Source organism: Bacteroides cellulosilyticus, from assembly GCF_020091405.1.
Lineage (GTDB): Bacteria > Bacteroidota > Bacteroidia > Bacteroidales > Bacteroidaceae > Bacteroides.
This window is the reverse complement of the sequence record NZ_CP081903.1, coordinates 1,287,535-1,308,248: the sequence shown is the minus strand read 5'-3', so window position 1 is coordinate 1,308,248 and position 20,714 is coordinate 1,287,535. Positions and strand designations below refer to the sequence as shown.

General features: G+C 42.4%; 18 protein-coding genes. 11 read left to right on the top strand and 7 right to left on the bottom strand.

Translation table 11 applies throughout. The features are described 5' to 3' along the window. Nucleotides 1-83: 83 nt before the first annotated feature. The 4 genes from K6V21_RS04590 to K6V21_RS04575 form a co-directional block, all read right to left on the bottom strand. Nucleotides 84-2,057, bottom strand: a complete 1,974-nt coding sequence (locus K6V21_RS04590) for a DEAD/DEAH box helicase (RefSeq protein WP_217715317.1) — start codon at nt 2,055-2,057, stop codon at nt 84-86. A 121-nt stretch (nt 2,058-2,178) separates the two neighbouring features. Beyond that, nucleotides 2,179-3,243 (bottom strand): tyrosine-protein phosphatase, encoded by a 1,065-nt coding sequence (locus K6V21_RS04585; protein ID WP_224320976.1) that lies wholly within the window; start codon nt 3,241-3,243, stop codon nt 2,179-2,181. 185 nt (nt 3,244-3,428) lie between these two features. Further along, entirely contained in the window at nt 3,429-4,358 is a 930-nt protein-coding gene (locus K6V21_RS04580; protein WP_217715314.1) for a carbohydrate kinase family protein, read from the bottom strand. Further along, entirely contained in the window at nt 4,346-4,951 is a 606-nt protein-coding gene (locus K6V21_RS04575) for an SIS domain-containing protein (protein ID WP_022208190.1), read from the bottom strand. The genes K6V21_RS04580 and K6V21_RS04575 overlap by 13 nt, the downstream gene beginning before the upstream one ends. A gap of 155 nt (nt 4,952-5,106) precedes the next feature. Here K6V21_RS04575 and K6V21_RS04570 point away from each other — a divergent pair, with 155 nt between their 5' ends. Continuing rightward, nucleotides 5,107-6,354, top strand: coding sequence for a M16 family metallopeptidase (locus K6V21_RS04570; RefSeq protein WP_217715312.1), 1,248 nt, complete (start codon nt 5,107-5,109; stop codon nt 6,352-6,354). 7 nt (nt 6,355-6,361) lie between these two features. On the opposite strand, the gene K6V21_RS04565 is transcribed toward K6V21_RS04570, so the two are convergent. The 3 genes from K6V21_RS04565 to K6V21_RS04555 form a co-directional block, all read right to left on the bottom strand. Beyond that, complete coding sequence (locus K6V21_RS04565) at nt 6,362-7,228, bottom strand: AAA family ATPase (protein WP_408912646.1); 867 nt, start codon at nt 7,226-7,228, stop codon at nt 6,362-6,364. Nucleotides 7,229-7,389: 161 nt separating this feature from the next. Further along, a complete protein-coding gene (locus K6V21_RS04560) occupies nt 7,390-8,295 on the bottom strand; it encodes an alkaline phosphatase (protein ID WP_224320975.1) in 906 nt (301 codons plus the stop codon). Further along, complete coding sequence (locus K6V21_RS04555) at nt 8,292-9,155, bottom strand: DUF6266 family protein (RefSeq protein ID WP_224320974.1); 864 nt, start codon at nt 9,153-9,155, stop codon at nt 8,292-8,294. Before K6V21_RS04555 ends, K6V21_RS04560 begins: the two co-directional genes overlap by 4 nt. 554 nt (nt 9,156-9,709) lie before the next feature. On the opposite strand from K6V21_RS04555, the gene K6V21_RS04550 reads away from it, so the two are divergent. The 10 genes from K6V21_RS04550 (at nt 9,710) to K6V21_RS04505 (ending at nt 20,704) form a co-directional block, all read left to right on the top strand. Continuing rightward, nucleotides 9,710-11,722 (top strand): hypothetical protein, encoded by a 2,013-nt coding sequence (locus K6V21_RS04550; protein ID WP_224320973.1) that lies wholly within the window; start codon nt 9,710-9,712, stop codon nt 11,720-11,722. Nucleotides 11,723-11,858: 136 nt separating this feature from the next. Continuing rightward, nucleotides 11,859-13,136 carry an alpha-L-arabinofuranosidase C-terminal domain-containing protein gene (locus tag K6V21_RS04545; protein ID WP_224320972.1) on the top strand — a complete coding sequence of 426 codons (1,278 nt, stop codon included), beginning with the start codon at nt 11,859-11,861 and terminating at the stop codon, nt 13,134-13,136. A 5-nt stretch (nt 13,137-13,141) separates the two neighbouring features. Beyond that, a complete protein-coding gene (locus K6V21_RS04540; RefSeq protein WP_224320971.1) occupies nt 13,142-15,085 on the top strand; it encodes a transglutaminase-like domain-containing protein in 1,944 nt (647 codons plus the stop codon). A gap of 37 nt (nt 15,086-15,122) precedes the next feature. Continuing rightward, the gene (locus K6V21_RS04535) at nt 15,123-16,235 is read left to right on the top strand and encodes a hypothetical protein (RefSeq protein WP_224320970.1); all 1,113 of its coding nucleotides are present in this window, start codon (nt 15,123-15,125) and stop codon (nt 16,233-16,235) included. A gap of 147 nt (nt 16,236-16,382) precedes the next feature. Next, entirely contained in the window at nt 16,383-16,622 is a 240-nt protein-coding gene (locus tag K6V21_RS04530) for an NVEALA domain-containing protein (RefSeq protein WP_022209576.1), read from the top strand. Further along, the gene (locus K6V21_RS04525) at nt 16,606-17,658 is read left to right on the top strand and encodes a BF3164 family lipoprotein (RefSeq protein WP_224320969.1); all 1,053 of its coding nucleotides are present in this window, start codon (nt 16,606-16,608) and stop codon (nt 17,656-17,658) included. Before K6V21_RS04530 ends, K6V21_RS04525 begins: the two co-directional genes overlap by 17 nt. Before the next feature lie 65 nt (nt 17,659-17,723). After that, a complete protein-coding gene (locus tag K6V21_RS04520) occupies nt 17,724-18,002 on the top strand; it encodes an NVEALA domain-containing protein (RefSeq protein ID WP_217715298.1) in 279 nt (92 codons plus the stop codon). 111 nt (nt 18,003-18,113) lie between these two features. Next, a complete protein-coding gene (locus tag K6V21_RS04515; RefSeq protein ID WP_217715296.1) occupies nt 18,114-19,121 on the top strand; it encodes a BF3164 family lipoprotein in 1,008 nt (335 codons plus the stop codon). 40 nt (nt 19,122-19,161) lie between these two features. Continuing rightward, nucleotides 19,162-19,722 (top strand): hypothetical protein, encoded by a 561-nt coding sequence (locus K6V21_RS04510; RefSeq protein ID WP_217715295.1) that lies wholly within the window; start codon nt 19,162-19,164, stop codon nt 19,720-19,722. Between the two features lie 118 nt (nt 19,723-19,840). Beyond that, the gene (locus K6V21_RS04505) at nt 19,841-20,704 is read left to right on the top strand and encodes a DUF1573 domain-containing protein (RefSeq protein ID WP_217715293.1); all 864 of its coding nucleotides are present in this window, start codon (nt 19,841-19,843) and stop codon (nt 20,702-20,704) included. The last annotated feature ends 10 nt before the right edge of the window (nt 20,705-20,714 follow it).

Here is a 20,714-nt window from a genome sequence, read left to right as displayed (position 1 = left end):
GTGATAAGGTGATAGAGTGATGGGGTGATAAGGTGACATTACTCTATCACTTTATCACCCCATCACTCTATCACAGCATTCTATTATTTCTTTTTAGGTGCCCGTCTTGCCCAGCCTTCTTCGCTGAAATCGGGTTCTTTATCACGGAACTCCTTGTTGTCGCTTTGAAAGAACTGTCTCCAATCGTCTTTCTTGCCGCGGGCGTCGGTATAGCCACGCTCTTCGCGGCTTGGTTTGCTTTTCTTTTTGTCAGCCGGAGCACTTTCAGATTTACTTCTACTTTTTCTGGGGGCATCGCTACGTTTTCCAGATGCATCACTGCGCTTTTCGTCTTTGAAGCTGCGTTTCTTGCCTTCAAATTCCTTCTTGCCGTAGTTGTTGCCCTCACTCTTACGTCTGCCTTTGGGAGCTTCCTTGCCTTCTTCGCCGGCAATTTCTACAGATACCTTTCGACCGTTCCAGTTCGCACGGTTCAGGGCTTTCACTACATTACCTGCCTCTTTCTCATCTACTTCGAAGAATGAGAAGTTCTTCATCAGGTCTATGCGTCCCAGCTCCACGCGTCCGCGGGTATTACCGTTCAGTAGGCTTATCAGCTCATTTGGGAAGAAGTTATCCATCTTACCCAGATTGATGAACAGGCGGGTGAATCCCGGATCTGCTTTGCGGCTGTTGCGATCACCGGTGCGTTCGCTGCCGCCTCTGCTGTTGCGTTCGCCACGGCTGTCGGTAGGCATTTCTATCTCTTCGCGGTTGCGGTAATATTCTGAGAAACGGTTGAATTCATGAGAAACCATGCGCTTGATCAGATCTTCTTTGCTCAACCAGTCCAGCTTACGGTATATTTCAGGCATGAAGTCGGCCATATCTTCTTCGTTCACCTTCACCTTTTCCAGGTCATCGATCACTTTCAGAAGCTGTTTCTCGCAAATCTGTTTACCGGTAGGCATTTCACCAACAATAAACTTCTTGCTGATAATCCGTTCAATTTCACGCATTTTACCTTTCTCGCGCAGGTTGATGATGGCGATGGAAGTGCCCGTCTTTCCGGCACGTCCTGTACGTCCGCTACGGTGAGTGTAGCTTTCGGTATCATCCGGCAAGCCATAATTGATGACGTGGGTCAGATCGTCCACATCCAGTCCGCGGGCGGCAACGTCCGTGGCAACCAGGATTTGCAGATTGCGGATACGGAATTTCTGCATGACGGTATCACGTTGTGCCTGGCTTAATTCTCCATGCAGTGAGTCAGCGTTATAACCGTCCTGCATCAGCTTGTCGGCAATCTCCTGCGTTTCTTTTCGTGTACGGCAGAAAATGATACCATATATTTGCGGGTAATAGTCTACAATGCGTTTCAGGGCAGCGTATTTATCTTTGGCATGAACGGTGAAAACCACATGCTTCACATTGCTTGTGCTTTCATTTTTCCGTCCGATGGTGATTTCTTTGGCGTCACGCAGATATTTTTTTGAAATGCGTGCAATCTCCGGACTCATAGTGGCGGAGAATAACAGAGTGTTACGCTCTTGCGGTACATCGGCAAGAATGGCGTTGATGCTGTCCGTGAATCCCATGTTCAGCATTTCGTCAGCCTCGTCCATCACTACGTTCTGGATGGTGGTGAGGGATACCGTTTTGCGCTCCATCAGGTCGAGCAAGCGCCCCGGGGTGGCGACAATGATATGTACACCCTGTTTCAGGGCGCGTATCTGGCTGTCTATGGATGAACCACCATATACAGGCAATACCCTCAATCCGGTGATGTATTTGGAATAATCATTCAGATCACCTGCAATCTGCAAGCAAAGTTCGCGTGTAGGGCAAAGTATAAGGGATTGTGGAATCCGGTTCTTTACATTAATTTTCTGGATAAGTGGCAAGCCGAATGCGGCGGTTTTCCCCGTTCCTGTTTGTGCAAGTGCTACAACATCATTATTTTCTCCTAAAAGGTAAGGAATCACTTCCTCTTGTACCGGCATGGGACACTCATATCCCATTTCTTCAATGGCGCGGCGTATCTCCGGCGACAGACCGAGCTCTTCAAAATTCTTCATTAAATCTTTGTATATCTTTATATTCGGGCACAAAGATAAGAGTTTTTTGGTGATAAACGATTAGTTGTTAGTGATAAATTGAGGAATAGGAAGAAATTATGCTACGTAAACGGCATGTTTATCAATCTTTCACCAGCAGAATCTTCTGCAACTTCTTGATTTCTTCTTTGTTGAGTCCGATGGCTCTTTGCAGATACGTATCTACATCACCGTACCGGCGCTCTATTTCCTCCTTGGCGGCGTTCAGGAAATCTTCCCTTGCCGAATAGATGGTCGTAATGGCCTCTTGCGAGCGTGCGGGCAGGTTGTAGGCATAGCTGGAAGCGCTGGGAATGTTGAAGTAATCGTTGCTTAGGCGGTAGTCTTCCATAATGATGTCGCTGTTCACGCCAAGGGAGGCAAGGATCAGTGCCGAAGCAATGCCGGTGCGCCCTTTGCCGGAGGAGCAATGGATAACGACTGGGTAATTGGTACTGTTCAGCAAGATATCAAATATCTGGCGATACTCTTTATGATAGTTCATTACCAATTCGCGGTTCATCCGTTCCACCATCCGGTAGACAGTGTCGCTTTTTATCTTCTGTTCCTGGATGCCTTTCAGTATATCTTCCATGTCTCCCGTTTTTATAGGGACATGTATTACATTAAATCCTTGTTGCACTGGAGTGTGACCTTTCAACTCCGATTCTGAGCGCAGATCGATGATGGTCTTGATGCCTATATTCTTCAGTTCCCTGCGTGAGTAGCATTCCAGACTGTCTATCTGTGCAGAACGATAGAGCATGCCCCAACGCAACCTCTTCTTGGCAGGGTATGACGGATATCCACCCATATCACGGAAGTTTTGTATGCCGGGGATATTGACATTGCGGGTAGCAATCTTTACGCGATATTTATCATTGAATACGAGGGTGTAGTAATAACGCCTGGTAGGGTCTGTGGTGACAATCGTCATTCGCTGGTCGGAAATGTTTGCTATGGCTACCGGAGAATCCTCGGGGATATTGTTCGGATCAGTCGAAGCATATACCTTTACGTTCCCTTTGATGAGAGGGGCTATTTCCCATTTGACGATACTGTTCCCGACGTTATTTTCTTCGCAAACAATGGATATATGAGGAGCTGTGCCGCTACAAGCCGGTAGCAGCAATACACATGTTAGCAAGTTCAACAGATTTCTATACATAGTTTTTTTGTCTGAGCATATATATGCAAAGATAATGCAAACCGAGAGCAGAATAAAATGAACTTGTTCATTTTTTATGCCGAGGTGCAGCTTATCTTCGCTTTGTTGCAAAGATATGTATTCTGATGACTTTTGTTATTCCAGGGCACAGAGTTTCACAGAGTTTTTTCTCCTTTAACGGGGATTTAGTTAACGGGAGGCAACTGCTTGGCAAATTCCGGTGATATAGAGTTGTTGAAACTCCGGCATACATCTGCCGCAAACTCGATGCCGCAACGGATAATCTTGTCCCAGGTGTCCTCGCTTATCTGTCCTAAATCGCAGTAACGCACGTCGTACTTCAATAAGCCATAAATAATACCGGCATTAAAGTTATCGCCTGCGCCAATAGTGCTGACTGCTTCCAATGGGGGAATAGGATACTCTTTGGTGATGCTATTGGTGCGCAGTGAGATTTCTTTGGCTCCGGCAGTACAAAGGAAGTTAGGGCAATAAAAACGAATTTTGTCTTTATATACCTTGTCCACTTCTCTTTGATTGTACATATAGAAAAAGTCTTCTATAGATCCGCGCACAATGTCGGCATATTCCAGATTCTCGATAATGGTGGACGTCAGCTTGATAGCCTCGTCTTTGTGCGACGACCGGAAGTTGGGATCATAGTATACGATTGCTTTCTTCTCGCGTGCCTGTTCCAGCAAATCCAGAACTTTTTCGCGCAGCACCGGATTCAGGGCAAAATAGGAGCCGAAAACCACGATGTCATCTTCTTCCAGTTTTGGGAAAACCACGTCCAGCCGTTGCTTGGGATAATCTTTGTAGAAGATGTATTCCGCATCACCATTCTCGTTAAGATAGGCCAGTGATACCGGGGATTTTCCATCGGGAAATACGTTGACATAGTCAGTAGACATGCCGCTATCCCGCATGGATTGCAGGATTGTATTACCTACCCGGTCGTTTCCTGTCTCACTGATAAAGCTGACGGGAACGCCTGCCCGTGCCAATGACACGACGCCATTGAATACTGAACCGCCCGGTACGGCAGCTGTCGGCTGGCCGTTGCGGAAAATGATGTCAAGAATCGTTTCTCCTATACCAATTACTTTTCGCATAATTTTCTTGATTTTTCACCCAAATAGCCACCGTGATGGCGTTTGGAGTAGTCTCCAATAGTAAATCCTGTCTGTTTCATGACTTGTACCACAAGGATGTCACCGATAACGGTCATCACAGTGGTCGAAGTGGTGGGAGTCATACCTAAAGCACAAACTTCCTTTGGTTTTCCTGTGCTGAGGCATACATCGGACTCGTGTGCCAACGGACTGTCCGGATTTCCGGTAATAACAATAAACTTGAGGTCTGGGTTCAGATTATGAGCCAATTGTGTAAGTTCAACGATTTCACGCGTCTTACCGGAATTGGAAATCAGCAACAGCAGGTCGTTCTCCTGCAAGATGCCCAAGTCTCCGTGTTGTGCTTCGCTGGGGTGCAGAAATACGGAAGGAATACCTGTGGAACAGAATGTCGTAGCAATGTTCATGGCAATCTGCCCGGCTTTTCCCATACCTGAGGTCACCAGTTTTCCTTTCCGCCGATGAATCTGTTCCACGATAAGTTCTACCGCACGCTCGTAAGCGTCTGTCACGGGGATGTTCAGTACGGCTTGTGCCTCTTTCTGCAAAAGCTCTTGAATGGATTCAATCATTATACTATTTTTGTTAGTAGTTAGGTTATAGCCTACAAATATCTGCAATTTTCCATAAATGGCAATAAGTTTTATTGTATTTTTGCTTTGCGAAGATAAGGGGACCTCGTCAAATTGCGCTATCTTTGCGCCCTCAATTAGTTTCAAACGTCAGAATGAAGAAGTTAGCACTATTACCCTTGCTGGGACACCATCAATATACTCTTGCCAATGGTTTGCGTATTATTCACCAACCGTCATTTTCCGATGTGGCTTACTGTGGTTTTGCAGTTGATGCCGGAACCCGTGATGAATTGGAGAATGAACAGGGCATGGCGCATTTTGTGGAACATCTTATTTTTAAGGGTACTCAGAAGCGGAAAGCCTGGCATATACTCAACCGTATGGAGAATGTGGGCGGTGACCTGAATGCTTATACCAACAAGGAGGAAACAGTGATCTACTCTGCTTTTCTTACCGAACATTTCGGCCGTGCGTTCGAGTTACTGGCGGATATTGTCTTTCACTCTACTTTTCCGCAACGTGAGATTGAAAAGGAAACGGAAGTGATTATTGATGAGATCCAATCTTATGAAGACACCCCTTCCGAACTTATTTTCGATGATTTTGAGGATTTAATCTTCCGAGGACATCCGTTGGGACGCAATATCCTGGGGAATCCTGAGCTGCTGAAGACCTTTCACAGCGAAGATGCCGCTGCGTTTACTTCCCGTTTCTATCATCCGGGGAATATGGTGTTCTTTGTGTGGGGAAACCTGTATTTCAAGCAAATCATCCGTTGGGCAGAGAAACTGCTTGCTGATATTCCGGCGGTGACGGTGGATAACCGTCGTACTCCGCCGTCTCTTTATACGCCCGAAAAACTGGTGGTGCATAAGGATACGCATCAGGCTCATGTGATGATAGGCAGCCGTGGCTATAATGCTTACGATGATAAGCGCACCGCGCTCTATCTATTGAATAATATTCTTGGCGGGCCTGGCATGAACAGTCGCTTGAATGTTTCTCTGCGTGAGCGTCGCGGCCTTGTCTATAATGTAGAGTCTAACCTGACTTCTTATACGGATACCGGGGTTTTCTGCACTTATTTTGGTTGCGATCCCGATGATGTGGATACTTGTATGCGTTTGGTGATGAAAGAACTTAAAAATCTGCGTGATACAAAGATGACTTCGCTACAACTCGCAGCTGCGAAGAAGCAGCTTATCGGACAAATAGGTGTAGCTTCGGATAATAATGAGAACAATGCTCTCGGCATGGCGAAGACTTTCCTGCACTATAATAAGTATGAAAGCTCCGAAGCTGTTTATCAACGTATTGAACAAATTACTCCGGAGATTTTGCTGGAAGTGGCGAATGAGATGTTTGCAGAAGATTATCTGTCGACGTTAATTTATCGCTGATTGTCGTTTATTTAATGGGATAGGGTAATGTTTGTAACCACAGTTCCATAAACCGGTCATACACACAATAACCTTTGTCGGATTTGAAAACATATTCCTTGTTGATTAATGTTTTTAGCGCTGTGTTTATACTACTGCTACCTTTCAAGCCATATTTTTTTATGAAAGCCGAGCTGTTGATGGCTGTTACTATTTTCTCTCGTGCGATGGCGCGTAATAAAGCCGATTGATTCTCGGTTAGCATCCCGTATAACTGTTGGTAAGAATCTATTTCGGAATGGATAATATCTGATATGCACTCTTTAATCAGTTTTTCATCAATGGTTGGTTGAGATTGTTCATAAAGCCGGTTCAGGATATATTGCATATACCAGGTATGGCCTCCGAAGCGCTGATAGATTTGCTGAAATAAGTTTCTCCCCAGCTGCTTATCCCCCTGGTTCATCCATTCACAGGCAAAAAGAAAGTAATCTTCTACGGGGATCGGTTGCAGAGTCATTTTCTCCGTACTCCGATAGAAGGGACGTTTGGTAGAAGTGAAGATTTCATCCATGAGATGTTGCTTGCTGCCGGAAAATATGAAATGTACATGTGGCAGGAACTGTATATAAGAGCGTAATAATCCTTCTACGCCTTTTTCCGGATAGTCCGTGATTTGCTGGAACTCATCAATGGCTATGTAGCATTCTTTGCCGGAATGCTCCAGATACTCGAATATCTCCTTTAAGGTGGCTTGAGCCTGCGATAGTTGGAAATCGAGAGTAGCTTGCGGAGTTCCGTTCAGTGGGTCGGAAGAGAATAGGATACGGCAACTTCTGAAGAAGCCGGTAAGGGTGGTCAGTGCTTTTTCTGCGTATCTTCTTTGCGGTCGCAAAAATACTCAGGTCCGGCATAGCCGTAAACCAGAAAAGGGTTTGTTATTCTGTTCATAAGCAAATGTTTATGTATAGCATAAAAAGTGTAGCACTTTTTGTGCTACACAAATTACGCAATAACTTTCGACATTTGCAAATGTTTAGGCGTGAATAATATCTCTTACTTGAACACTTGCTTCATCGGGCGGCCTATCCAAACCTGTGGTTGCTTTAATCCAAAGATATGGGCTATGGTGGAAGCAACGTCATATTGCATCATGCTTTCATGAAATTCACCGCTTTTCTTCACGTTTTTACCGGAAATGATGAAAGGAGTTTGCATCTCATTCATGGTTTTGCCGCCATGTCCTTTCTCAATACCGCCGTGGTCGGCGGTGACAATGAAGATCGTTTCTTTCAATATACCGGCATCTTTCACGGCTTTGATAATGCGGGCTATATAAGTATCCAGTTCTTTTAGTTTGGCATAATATTCGGGAGTGTCATGTCCGGCCTGGTGCCCTACATGATCGGGATTATCGAAACAGACGGCAAGCAGGGTCGGGCTTTTCTCTTTGATGTATGTTTCCGCCATTGTGCACAGAGCTTCGGGGTATTTGTTATAGTCGGGCGCTTGCTTGTGGTGACTTAATGCAAGGGTGTCTACCAGATATTTAATACCATCCCATTCGTATAGGCAACCGATTTCCGCTTCGGGTTGTGCATCACGCAATAACTGGAAAATAGTAGGGAAAATGCCATGTTGATTGAGCACCCGTGAAGGAAGCTCAGGCGTTTTGGACCCCCATTGGGTATATCCGTGCAATTCGGGACCGGCACCCATAAACATGGAAGCCCAGTTGATGGCACTTGAAGAGGGGAGTGCCGAACGTTTTTCAAGCGTATAGGCTCCGTCTGCCATCAATTGTTTAATAGTAGGTATATCAGCTTTGGGAACGCTGTAGGCACCCCAACCATCCAAACCGATTAATACGACATGTTTTGCTTTTCCCTTGGCATTGCAAGGAGTGGTAATCAATAGCACTATCATGATGGAGAGCGCCAATGTAATGGTAAATTTCTTCATGTTTTTCCGTTTTTTACGTTAACTGATGGCAAAGTTACGGAATTTATTACGGTGCACCTGCCGGTTTTATACGTGAAAGGTGGCCCTATTGTCCATGTATGATAAATAATACTCTTGATGGCTGCATTATGGATAATCGACTGTTTAAGCTCTGGATAAAACAGCATTTGATTTGATGAGGTACATAGGCTGGAATCCTTTGAGTCCGGTGTTTGTAAGTCTGTTTTGTCTACTGTTACCGTCAGGCGAATGCTATTGGCCACGCAACTCCCGTCGGCACTGCGAAAACTGAGGTAGGCTATCAATTCATCGTCCTGCCAGTCGGAAGGAAGTTGAAGTTCTGCATGTCGGACGGAACGTAGGGTGGCTTCCGTATCGTAAACAGCTGCTTCTTTGTCTTTGTTATATACTAATAACATGGCTATGTCCGTATCTTCTGCGTTTCCCATGCCACTGTTGTCCTGCCAGTTAAAGTGCATCTTATTTCCGTCTTGTGTAGCTGCACCTTCGAATACCGGCATCAGGGTTCCCATAGAAACCAATGCCCGGTCAAAGTCTATTTTGATTTCTTTTCCACTGCCAGTCACGGCTCTTTTCAGTGTGTAGGACATAGCGGCGTTGAACGCAGATTTATCCTGCGTAAACTCTTTATAGCCAATGCGAATGAAAGGTTTTATAGTCTTCAGAAAGCTGAATGCCGTGGCAAACTTGCCGCGTTGTTCCTGTTGCCGGGGTGTGCGCGGATTGCTGACTTTGGCGGCGCGTGCACGTATATAGTAGTTTGATTTCCAGCGGAAACCGACTATGGGTCCCACTTTACCGGAGAACCCTCCGAGAATGCCCTGGTTGATAATTCCCATGATATTGTGTCTTTAATTACTTGTTTCTGTTACTGTGCAAATCTATGGAAAATAAATCTCTTCAACCCGCTTCCTGTGATTTTTGCGTTCATTCGCGTCGTTTTGCGTAGATAACTTTTTGATCTTCTTCATTGTATTATGACCTGTCCTCGTTATAACCGGGATGTACTTGCTCCGTACCAAGGCCGTACTTTCTTCGGTCAGAGATACCTGTGAGTGGAGAAGGTACGGAGCAAGTGCATTCCGGATATGGTTTAGATAGGGTTTGTATTGCAATGAAACACTTTTGCTATAAGATAATTCCGGTTAGCTGATCTTCAACTGTGGATTTGTAAAATATTGATGCTGTATTTAAAATCTATTGTTTGTAATCTGAATTTATTTAATGTATAATCCGGGTGTTTGATTATATATTTATAATTTATTGAATATATAATAATATTATTTATTATATTTGCGATTACTATAGTTTTTGTTTATGAAATAAAACACTATGCCTTTCGTGAAAGATTTCAATAGAACTCTTTAATAAAACATAGATATTAAATAAAGTAATGAGCAACTTGAGGTTTACCTTATATCTGGTATTGATTTTTCTCGTCGCATGTCGGCAAGAAAGTTCGTTAGAGCGCGCATTAGCAGCTTCCGGAGAGAACCGGAAAGAGTTGGAATTGGTTTTGGATTACTTCAGGGGAGATAGTTTGAAGTATAAGGCGGCTTGTTTTCTTATAGAGAATATGCCGGGAGCTTTTGCCGTGGACGAAGAAGTTGTAGCAGCTTGTCAGCCTTTCTACCAAATGTATGATTCATTGTCGCATACCTACGATTATGATTCTCTGTCTATATACGACCAGTATCCTAAGGGTAAAGACTGGGGAAGGCAGATAGATAGCTTGTGGGATGTATATTCCAGCTATAATAATGAAAAGCTGAGAAAGGATATGTGTATTGATATTAAGACCATTAAAGCTTCCCGGTTAATAACAGAAATTGAGCAGGCATTTCGGTCCTGGAAAGAGAATGTCTATACCCGAAACTATTCTTTTGAAACTTTTTGTGATTACATTCTGCCTTATCGCCAGGAAAACGGCTTGTTGGTGGATAGTGCACGCCAGGTATTTTACAGCAGGCATCAGGGACAGTTTTTTACCAATCCCGGAAAAAAAATGATAGAAGAAGCGGATTCCCTGTTACGATTGTATAGTTACATAGGGCATTCGGGATTTCATGCTACCGGTATTCCTATATGGGATGTTGCTACTTTAGAGAAGTTACGTCACGGGCTTTGCACGCACAAATGTTGGCATAACACATTGTTGTTTTCTTCTTTAGGTATAGCGGTTGCCACTGATATCGTTCCGGCATGGGCCAATAGGGGAAGTTCCCATTCGTGGAGTGTATTGATTGAAGAGGGAGATATTCATCCTTTTAATCCCTTTTGGGAACAGGGCTTGTGGCAGTATAAGCGCCTTTACAACAATATGGATTATCATAAATACTGGGGACGCTTCCGTCTGCCTAAGGTTTTCAGGAAGACATACCGATATTATATGGAAGGGCCGCTGGCAGATGGAGTGCCCGCTAAGGATATACCGGAATCCTTCAGAAGTTTAAGGAAGAAAGATGTTTCGCATGAGTATTTTGATACGGTGAATGTGAGGATAAAGCTGCGTAAGATGCCTTCCGGCACGAAGTATGCGTATCTGTGCGTGTGGAATTATAATAACTGGAAACCTGTTCATTGGGGAAAAATAACCGGGGATATGGCGTTGTTTTCGGGAATGGGGAAAGACATTGCTTATTTGCCTATGTACTGTATGGACGGGGAGATGGTAGTGGCGGCTGATCCCGTATTGGTACAGAAAGATGGGAAGGTACGAATACTTCATCCGGAGGATACACGGGAAGAAATGGTGACTACACAGTATACAGGTGTACTGGCTTATCCATTGAACAGGTATAATAATGGGATCATAGCTGGAACAGTGCTTAAGGGAGGGAAGGTGTATGGTAGATGGGGAGATACGTTGTGTGTATTCCCGGAACAAATAGAATTGAATAGCCAACGACTGCAAGTGCAATCCAAAGATTCGGTACGTTATGTACGGATGATGTTGCCCGCAAAAGGGGTGGCGCTTGGCGATTTGAAATTCTATAAAGAAACTTTTTCAGGCAAGGAGCTTGTGAAGAGTGTTCGTTGGATGACATCATTGCCTTTGTCTTTCAAAGGGGAACCAGCTGATAATATATTTGATGCATGGTCTTCCACAGGTTATAGAAGGCCGCTTGATACAGATTATGTAGATTTGGATTTAGGGGAATGCTGCCTGTTGTCTGAGGTGAGTTTTTGCCCTTATCTGGATGTGGAGTATAAGGAAGATGAAGTTTATGAACTTTGCATATGGCAGAATGGCTGGCAGGTTGTTACGAGTGGTAAAGGAGGGAAGCCTCTGCATTTTACAGATGTTCCTAAAAATGCATTGTGGTTGATCAGACCTTCTTCTCAAAAGGAGCGGAAACATGTGCGCCCTTTTGTATATGAGAATGGGGAGGTTTATTGGTATTAAAGAGAGAAGAGGGAGCATGATTTGTGTAGGTAAGACTTGTTTTTATCCCCTTATTGGTTTGATAATGTACCCTAAAAGCAGATAAGAATAGCTTACTTTGTGGTGGAGAAATAATAAAACCTTCAAAACTTATATTATGATGCTATTTAGAAAAATGCACTGCCATGTATGGAATACTTTTATTCTTTTGGCTTTTCTGCTCAGTTCCTGTTGTCTGTCTCCCGTCGAAGATGAAGTTGTTATAGATGTTTGTCAGGATGTGTCTATGGAAACGGTTTCTATTGTGAATGTAATTGATACTTTTTATCGCCGGAGTCCGGAGTTCTTCTTTGCTAATTCTGTGATGTTTGACAAAGAACCACGTGGAAAATTCCTGCTCCATTCACATGGGTATGCCTGCAAAGTAGATAGTGGCAATATGCTGGCTTCGCTGGCTGAGGCTGCCTGGTATCTGGGAATGGAGCGTAACAGAGACTTAGTTCGGATAAATTTTGATTCATTGGCCGTGAAGAATGAAAATGATAGTAAGCTTAGTTCTGATTATGTACGGGCTATATCTGTAGGGAATATACCGACTTATAATGTACAGATTAGTAAAACACAAAGTGTACCATTGCCTGTAAAAACAGAAAAAGGCATGATCGGATTTGGCTCGTGGGGTACAGAGGTTGAGTTTAAGGATATCCGGATTGAGGCGGATGGAAAGACTACTTCTTATGATGTATCCTGTTGCAAAGCCGATAGCGGTGAATGGAAAGTGCAGGATGGTGTCTTGATACAGACTTCCAGACAATTGCGTACCAGAGCGATTTTGCCTGATTTCATCGGGAATGAATACGTTCTTACATTCCGAGCGCGACGTACAAGAGGTGATGAAGGCTTTTTCCTTTATTATGGTGTGTCCGCAGACAAGAAAAAAGGATATTGCGTTAATGTGGGGAGATGGACCAATCAATTTATTAATATCGAAGATCTGGAGGGCGAGGTGGTGACCAAGATATTGCCTTGGCATCTGAAGAATAACCGCTGGTATGACGTGAAATTGGTGAGTACGTCCGAAGGTGTGGAGTTTTACGTGAATGAAAGATTGGTGATTGGTTATAAGCCGGTCATGCCCCGGCAGTTTTATACTGCCGGATACGATGAAAAGACGGGAGAGACTGTAGTAAAGGTGGTTAATTCGGCAGATGTTCCTTATAAAGTAAGATTCCATCTTGTAGGAGGCGCACGGGTTGAGGCGGAAGGACGCGTGCTTATATTGGCGGCCGCTACCGGCATGGATGAGAATACGGCGGAGGAGCCTAAACGTATTTATCCGCGTGAGAGTGAGTTTCGGGAGTTTGGAGAGCAGTTTGATTACGAATTTCTTCCTTTCTCTTATACAGTAATGAGAATAAAAACACAAAAAAGATGATGACCATGAAGAAGATTCTTTCAATAATCGCCCTTTCCATCGCAATCGTGGCTTGTGGCGGCAAAACGAATTTAGAGACGGCGCTGATACAGGCAGGAGGTAATCGTGCAGAGCTGGAAAAAGTCTTAAATCACTATGCAGAAGATTCGCTGAAGTATAAGGCTGCTTGTTTCCTGGTCGAAAATATGCCTTATCATTATTACTATACGGGTGAAGAGGTGGATTATGAAAAACAATTTTTCAAGATGCTTCATGAAACGACCTTGTCGCCTGAAGTGATTGCGGATTCCCTGAACCGTGGGAAAATGAACGAGCAGTTCGGTAAGACTGAGTTGAAATATGATATTCAGGAGATGGATTCCGCCTATTTGGTTCGCAATATAGACTGGGCATTCAAGGTTTGGCATGAGCAACCTTGGGGCAAGAAGGTTTCTTTTGAGAACTTTTGTGAATACATGCTCCCTTATCGCGTGGGGGATGAATGTCCGGTGGAATGGCGCGAACGGCTTTACGATAAATATAATTCTCTGCTGGATAGCATTCGTCTTAAACCCGAGAGCGTATATCCCTGGATTGTGGCGGATGTACTGCTAGATTCTTTGAAGAAACGTGCTCCCCGTTTTGTTTCTTATTCTTATGCCAAGCATAGCGCAGGACCGGAAATTGCGGACTGGCTGTCCGGTAACTGTGAAGATTTGGCGGATGCGTTTACTTACATCTATCGTGCCTTGGGGATTCCGAGCGGTTGTGATGAAATGCTGATGCGTGGTGATAACAATGTGCCCCATTACTGGAACTTTGTACCGGATGATCATTGCGACGCTTTCTTCTGCTCGCTTCTCTATCCCGGTCCTCTTATCCAATCGCACACTTACGATGCACCCCGGGGGAAGGTTTATCGCCGGATGTTCAGTGTCAACCGGGATATGATGAAAATGATGAACCAACCGCCGGAGAAAATACATCCTACTTTCCGCTATCCGTTGATGCAGGACGTGACAAACATTTATTCTGATTGCGAACAGACGATCCGTATTCCTGAGTCACGCTTTCTTATTCGGCCGGAGCAGGATGAGGTTATTTACTTGTGTCTTCCTTCTCGTATGGAGTGGGTTCCGGTGGCAGTCAGCAAGTGCAAGGATGGGCAGGTAAGTTTTGAAAATGTCGATGGAAACGCTGTTTTTTGCTTATCCGTCTATCGTGATAAGAAGTTGCTGCCGATAAGCGTTCCTTTTTGGGTGCATAAGGAACTGAAATATTTCCGGTATTTCGGAAACGGAGAAGAGATGGAGCAGGTGATTATATTTCATAAGTTCAATCTGTTTATAGAACCTTTTATCGACCGTATGGTGGGCGGGGTATTCGAGGGTAGCAATGATGCGGGATTCCGGAAAAAGGATACGCTGTATTTGATAGAGGAGAAGCCGGTTCGGCTCTATAATGTGGCTTATGTGGATAAATCAAAGGGGTATCGCTATTTGCGTTATTATGGTCCTGCGGGAAGTTATTGTAACATATCGGAAGTAGGCTTTTATAGAGAAACGGGTGATACTATTCCGTTGAAGGGGCAGGTGATAGGTACACCGGGTAGCTTTGATGGCGATAAGGGACATTGGTATATGAGTGCCTTTGATGGTGACCCTTATACTTCCTTCGATTATAAACAGCCGGGTGGCGGTTGGGCGGGGATTGACTTTGGAAAGCCTGTTTCTGTTGGTAAGATAGTCTTTACTCCGCGGAATCGCGTTAATTTTATTCGCAAAGGCGATAAGTATGAGCTTTTCTATGCCGGAAAGGGGGGCTGGATTTCTGCGGGAGTGACGGTGGCGGATTCGGACTCGCTGGTTTATAATGTTCCTAAAGGGGCGTTGCTTTATTTGAAGAACCATTCGGGCGGGGTGGACGAACGGATCTTTGAGTATGTGGATGGGGAACAGGTGTTTTGGTAAAAACAGATAATGATAAGTCATAAAATAGAATTGGATTATGAATAGAAAAAACGCTTTTGGTAGAGTTCTGCTGATTGTATCATTGACAGCAACTTTGTGTTTATCAATAGATATTGTTTATAAATATTTGACGAGGGAACACAACCTGAATGAGCAAATGCGTACTTCTCTTGTCAGTGTTTTGGAAGATAGTATGGAGAAGCGCGGAAAAGAGGATATGTATATTGTGTCACATTCCTATACTCGAAGAGACTTTAAAGATGATAGTCCGAAAACAGTTACAATGGATGTGGGAGAAGGCCCTAAAGAATATATTGTACCTGCCTATAAGCATTATAATAATATAGCGGAGAATCCTACGGAGAGACTTTTCGACAGTGTTATATTGGAAGAACAACCTTTAGAGCCAGATTCTTTGAATATGCTGTGGGATAGTCTTTGGGTTGAGAACGGAATCTCCGGTAGCGGCAATATACGTGTGTCGGTTACTGATTTATCAGGGAATGTATCCATAGCTTATGCAAAAGATACTCGTCATATGCCTGTATTGGATAGCTTGTGTTCCTACTATATAGGTTACCGCTGTGAAGTGGAGGTGACTGCTTTTGTACCGCCTTTTAGGTATTGGCGTAGTATGACTTTATGGGACTGGATAAAGCATGTCTTTCTTCTGTTTTCCGTAGTGCTTTTCTTTTGGGGCTGGAATGTTCATAACAGACGTTTTGTTGAAGTCCGTAGATCGGATGTCACTGAACTTGCAGGTACGGAGAAAGAAATTCCGGTTGTTGTATTGAAAGAAACGGCGTCTTGTATCTATCAATTGGGAGATGATGTCTTGTTTGATTCGACAAATAGATTGTTGAGGCGGGGAAATCAGGTGAAGAATTTATTGCCACAGGTCTCGGCTTTATTGCTTGGGCTTTTAGAGGCTGATGGATATTGTATGCTTATGTCAGATATTTATCTGTTATTATGGCCGGATGGCAGTGGACGCTCTGAACGAGTGCATACGGTTGCTGGACGACTTCGTTCTTCTTTGGCTGAGATGTCACCGCAAATTTCACTGGTCAGTGGAAATTCAAAGTATCAGTTGAAAATTGCCCATTCCATCGAAGAAAATACTGCTCCGGACGTTGATTTACAGAATTAGCCAAAATCTTACATAACCTTACAAAACCTGTCAACGGTATTGAATTTAGTGCCTGATAGGTTTTGTAAGACACTAAATTTGTTTTTATGCTTTGTAGGTCGCTACCTTTGTGAGTAATGAAACGCAATTATTGTCTGAATGAAAAATATGAAGAAGAAAGTTTTGCTTGCAGGTATGTCGCTTCTAGTTATGACGATGGTCTGCTATGGTTCTTTTCATGAAGAAAAGATTGAAAGTGCTTTGCTAATGGAAAATATTGAAGCATTGGCGGGAGGAGAAAGTCATGTTCCTATGCATTGTGTAGGTTCTGGGACAGTTGATTGTCCCATAAATCATGAGAAAGTTAAAATAGTGGCAACCGGTTATAGCCTTGAAGACTTGTACTAACATATTGCTAATAGTGCTTCTTGTCTCGGCATGTGCCTCTGCACCTGAGAAAGGAATTCCTTATAATGACTTTCCGGTTACGGAACAGTTGTCGGGGCAAACTATGCCATTAGATACCGCCATATTCCGTTTCCCTTACCGGATACGAATACAGGGGGATACCGTGGCAATACTCGACTTGCATGCTCCGGATTATTTTATCCAGTTGTTTCATTATCCTGATTTCTCATATATAGCTTCTTTAGGTAAGCGCGGAGATTCACCGGAAGACATGCTTTCCGTTGAGAATATCCGTTGGGATGGAAATTCATTGTGGGTGTTAGATTCAAATAAATCACAAATTACTAGGTTTGGTTTATCTTTATCTGGAGACTCATTGCTTCGTGAAGAAGTAGTGAGTCTGGATAAAGAAATTCTCCGGGCATTAGACTTTGTGGTATATGATGACTCCACTTTTATCATTCCTGATTATTCAGGAGAAAGTCGTTTCTGCTGGGTAGACCGGAAAGGCAAGTTGCTACGTAAGATGGGGGAGATTCCTTCTACAAATGAAGAAGCTTTGATGCAGGCTCGTCCTGCGCTTGCGCAAGCATGGCGTAGTTTCATTGACTATAATCCTCGGAATGGGGTTTTGGCTGCTGTAACTCAATTGGGAGAAATTCTTGAAATCTATGACTTGAAAGATAGTACGCATGTAGTACGCATTGGTCCAAATGGCGAACCGAAGTTCAAGGTTTCGGAAGGCTATGGTATTCCTACGGGGATTATGGGGTTTTGCGATGTGCAGGTTACGAATGATGCCATTTATGCGGTGTTTCAGGGACGTACATTCAAAGAGATTGCAGAAGCGGCACAGAAAGGTGATATGACGGATGGGGGAAGGTATATATATGTGTTTAACCTGACGGGGGAGCCGTTGGGGAAATATGAGTTGGATCATGTGATTTATGGTATGTTTGTGGATGAGCAATGTAGGACTATTGTTGCTACAGATGTGAATAGGGATGAGCCAATAGTGGATTTTTTATTGAAATAAAGAAAAGTATACTTCAAATAATAGATAGTACGTACTATTAATACTATTCATTTAATTTTTATATTATGAAGAAAAGAGTTTTTATGGGGGCACTGGCCCTTGCGTTTCTGGTGACTGTAGGTTATGGAGTGCGAAGCACGAAAAACTATGTTAGCCTGACAAATTTAGTTTTGGAGAATGTAGAAGCGCTAGCTAATGATGGCGAGTCGGGAAATGGTTATATTTGTTATAACACATTTACGCCAGCTGATTGGTTTCATTCAGATCAGTATTTTGTACACTGCTATTATTGCGTTGTAGATAAGGGACGTGATTTGAGAGATCAAAGTACTTGTAATAAATAGGGTATGTAAAGAAGTGTATTAAAAGTTTTGTAGTACGTTGATTTAGGTTAAGATTCATTCTGAAATGTATGAAATTGCTTTTGATACACTTCTGTAAATTAATATATATATATGAAAAAAATAGTTGCTTTTATTGTGTTAATTGCAAGTTTGTCGGCTTGTACTGTTAAGCCGACTCTTGAAATGTATTATTCATTTGACACTACAGATTCTTTATTAGGGGAAAAACATGATATTCCTCCGGTGATATTATATCCTAAAAACATCTTTATAAGAGACTCTTTTTTGATAGTTTTCAATGAAAAAATGGATACTTGTTTTCAAGTATTTGATAAAGCTAATTTTGAATATAAATGTACTTTTGGCAGTAAGGGGGAAGGACCGGATGATTTAATATTACCAGCAAGTCAATTGGTCTCTAATAACCATAAAGAAACGATTGTGTTAGATATGAATCGGCTTAAGAAAATATCTTTTAATAGGGAACATCCAATGATTTCTATCTTAGATTTTTCCAGTAGTCAGCCGTTTTATAATGGTTTGATTAAGTTAACCGATTCCTTATATATATGTGATGCCGGTTTAGAAGAAGAGAATGAATATGCATTTGTTTATCCGAATGGAGAACTGAAAAAATGGGGAGTTTATCCTGAAGGGATAGAACGCTTTGGCAATTTGCTATCACGAAATCAGGCTTATACCAAAATCAAGGTAGCTCATCCATCCGGTAAGTATTTTGCGGCATTTTATACAAATTCTCGAAAGCTGCGGATATATGATATATCCGGGAATATGCTACATGATATAGAGTTGAATATTTTACCGGGAGAACAAGAGGTTCCATTGGAAGTAGAGAATAGGTATATATATGCTATTGGGGCTTATGCTACTGAAAACTATATTTATACTTTAAATTTAGATATGACTCCCCAAGATATATATGCTAGAAAGCACTACCCTTCTTTACAGGTCTTTTCGTGGGAGGGCAAACCTTTGAAACAATATAGATTAAACTGTTATATAAGTGCTTTTACGATCGATGAGGCTGACCGAACAGTTTATGGAGTGTTTGCAGAAGATGAAAGTTCTATATATACTTTCAATCTGGATAGTTTGTAGTGATGAATGCTTGAAATGTTAACGGTTAATCAATTCGACTATGAGAAATTACTTATTTCTTTTAGGAATTATATTCTGCACCTGTGTTAGTGCACAGAATGTTTCTTATGTAACATTGCGGGGTGATACTTATGTCATGAATATGATCAAGGGATGGGAACTTTCTACTGGAGAAAAACTATATAAGAAACCGGCAAGGAGAACCGTAAGAGGATATGAAACGACTCAAATAACGCGGATATGTCCCAAGAATTCAATTAAGGATATGGGAGCATCTATTTCTATAATGGAGTTTAAAGGATGTAGATCTTACAAACTTATACAGGAGCAGGATAGCTTGAATTATTTAAAAGATACTTCTATAAGCTCTACTGTTTGGGATGTACAGAGTTCGGAGAAAGTGAAGCAATCAGTGGTGCTGACATATAAAGCTAATAAGCATCCGGAAACAGGAGAGAATCAGATATTGAATATGAAAATATGGTATGTTCAGGGAAAAAAGAATACTTATGTGATTTCATTTGCCACGGCAGAGGAACTGATTTGGAGAAAAGAGTTGTCCACAATGGAGAAAATAGCATTTTCTCTTGAAGAGATATAATTCTACTTTCGTTTTTTGAGTAAAACATGAATACTGTTGTAAGTATACTTTTTGATAGATATATTGTTGTGAATTATGGAAATAGAATTTAAAGGAGTAAGATAAGAATAGTGGTGGTATGAAGAAGTTATTGCTTGTTGTATGGGTTGTTTTGTGCCTTTTTGCTTGTAGGAAATCAGAGAAAGGTGAGATATTGAAATTAGTAAAAGAATGGAATGGGAAAGAAATCCTTTTTCCAATGGAGAGTTTTACCACTGTCTTAGGGAAAGATACTTTTATGATGGAAGAAAATCCAGAATATAAAGTTGTTGTTTATACGGATTCTGTGGGATGCACTAGTTGTAAATTGCAATTACATCGTTGGATGGAGTTGATGCATGAGGTTGACTCATTGGCAAAGGGGCGTGTTTCTTTTTTATTTTATTTTTATTCGGAACGTAAGAATGAGTTAAATGATATTTTTAATCGCTTTAATTTTGTTTATCCTGTATATTGGGATGAAAAAAATGAGTTTTATCGTTTGAATCGTTTTCCCTCTGATATAACCTTTCAAACTTTCCTGTTAGATAAAAGTAATAAGATAATAGCTATTGGGAATCCTGTTCATAATCCTAAAATAAAAGATTTATATATGAATATAATTCAAGGGAAGGCAGCTTCCGAGAGCGAGGGAATAAGAACAAAGGTCAATATAAAAAGCACTGATTTGTCTTTGGGTGCTTTTGATTGGCAGCAAGAACAAACGGTAGAGTTCATTCTTGAGAATACAGGTGAGCGGCTTTTAGTGATAAATGATGTGCTAACTTCCTGTGACTGCACTATGGTCGGTTATTCAAAGGAACCGGTTCGTCCTAAGGATTCTGTCGCTTTATCGGTGACATATATGGCAGAGCAACCGGGGCATTTTGATAAAATCATAAAAGTGTATTGTAATGTAGATTCTTCTCCCATCTTATTGAGGATAACCGGGGAAGCAAAATAATAGAAGGCTA

Coding starts and splice junctions, on each gene's coding strand:
- K6V21_RS04590 (WP_217715317.1), bottom strand. CDS start 2,057: ATGAAGAATTTTGAAGAGCTCGGTCTGTCGCCGGAGATACGCCGCGCC.
- K6V21_RS04585 (WP_224320976.1), bottom strand. CDS start 3,243: ATGTATAGAAATCTGTTGAACTTGCTAACATGTGTATTGCTGCTACCG.
- K6V21_RS04580 (WP_217715314.1), bottom strand. CDS start 4,358: ATGCGAAAAGTAATTGGTATAGGAGAAACGATTCTTGACATCATTTTC.
- K6V21_RS04575 (WP_022208190.1), bottom strand. CDS start 4,951: ATGATTGAATCCATTCAAGAGCTTTTGCAGAAAGAGGCACAAGCCGTA.
- K6V21_RS04570 (WP_217715312.1), top strand. CDS start 5,107: ATGAAGAAGTTAGCACTATTACCCTTGCTGGGACACCATCAATATACT.
- K6V21_RS04560 (WP_224320975.1), bottom strand. CDS start 8,295: ATGAAGAAATTTACCATTACATTGGCGCTCTCCATCATGATAGTGCTA.
- K6V21_RS04555 (WP_224320974.1), bottom strand. CDS start 9,155: ATGGGAATTATCAACCAGGGCATTCTCGGAGGGTTCTCCGGTAAAGTG.
- K6V21_RS04550 (WP_224320973.1), top strand. CDS start 9,710: ATGAGCAACTTGAGGTTTACCTTATATCTGGTATTGATTTTTCTCGTC.
- K6V21_RS04545 (WP_224320972.1), top strand. CDS start 11,859: ATGATGCTATTTAGAAAAATGCACTGCCATGTATGGAATACTTTTATT.
- K6V21_RS04540 (WP_224320971.1), top strand. CDS start 13,142: ATGAAGAAGATTCTTTCAATAATCGCCCTTTCCATCGCAATCGTGGCT.
- K6V21_RS04535 (WP_224320970.1), top strand. CDS start 15,123: ATGAATAGAAAAAACGCTTTTGGTAGAGTTCTGCTGATTGTATCATTG.
- K6V21_RS04530 (WP_022209576.1), top strand. CDS start 16,383: ATGAAGAAGAAAGTTTTGCTTGCAGGTATGTCGCTTCTAGTTATGACG.
- K6V21_RS04520 (WP_217715298.1), top strand. CDS start 17,724: ATGAAGAAAAGAGTTTTTATGGGGGCACTGGCCCTTGCGTTTCTGGTG.
- K6V21_RS04515 (WP_217715296.1), top strand. CDS start 18,114: ATGAAAAAAATAGTTGCTTTTATTGTGTTAATTGCAAGTTTGTCGGCT.
- K6V21_RS04510 (WP_217715295.1), top strand. CDS start 19,162: ATGAGAAATTACTTATTTCTTTTAGGAATTATATTCTGCACCTGTGTT.
- K6V21_RS04505 (WP_217715293.1), top strand. CDS start 19,841: ATGAAGAAGTTATTGCTTGTTGTATGGGTTGTTTTGTGCCTTTTTGCT.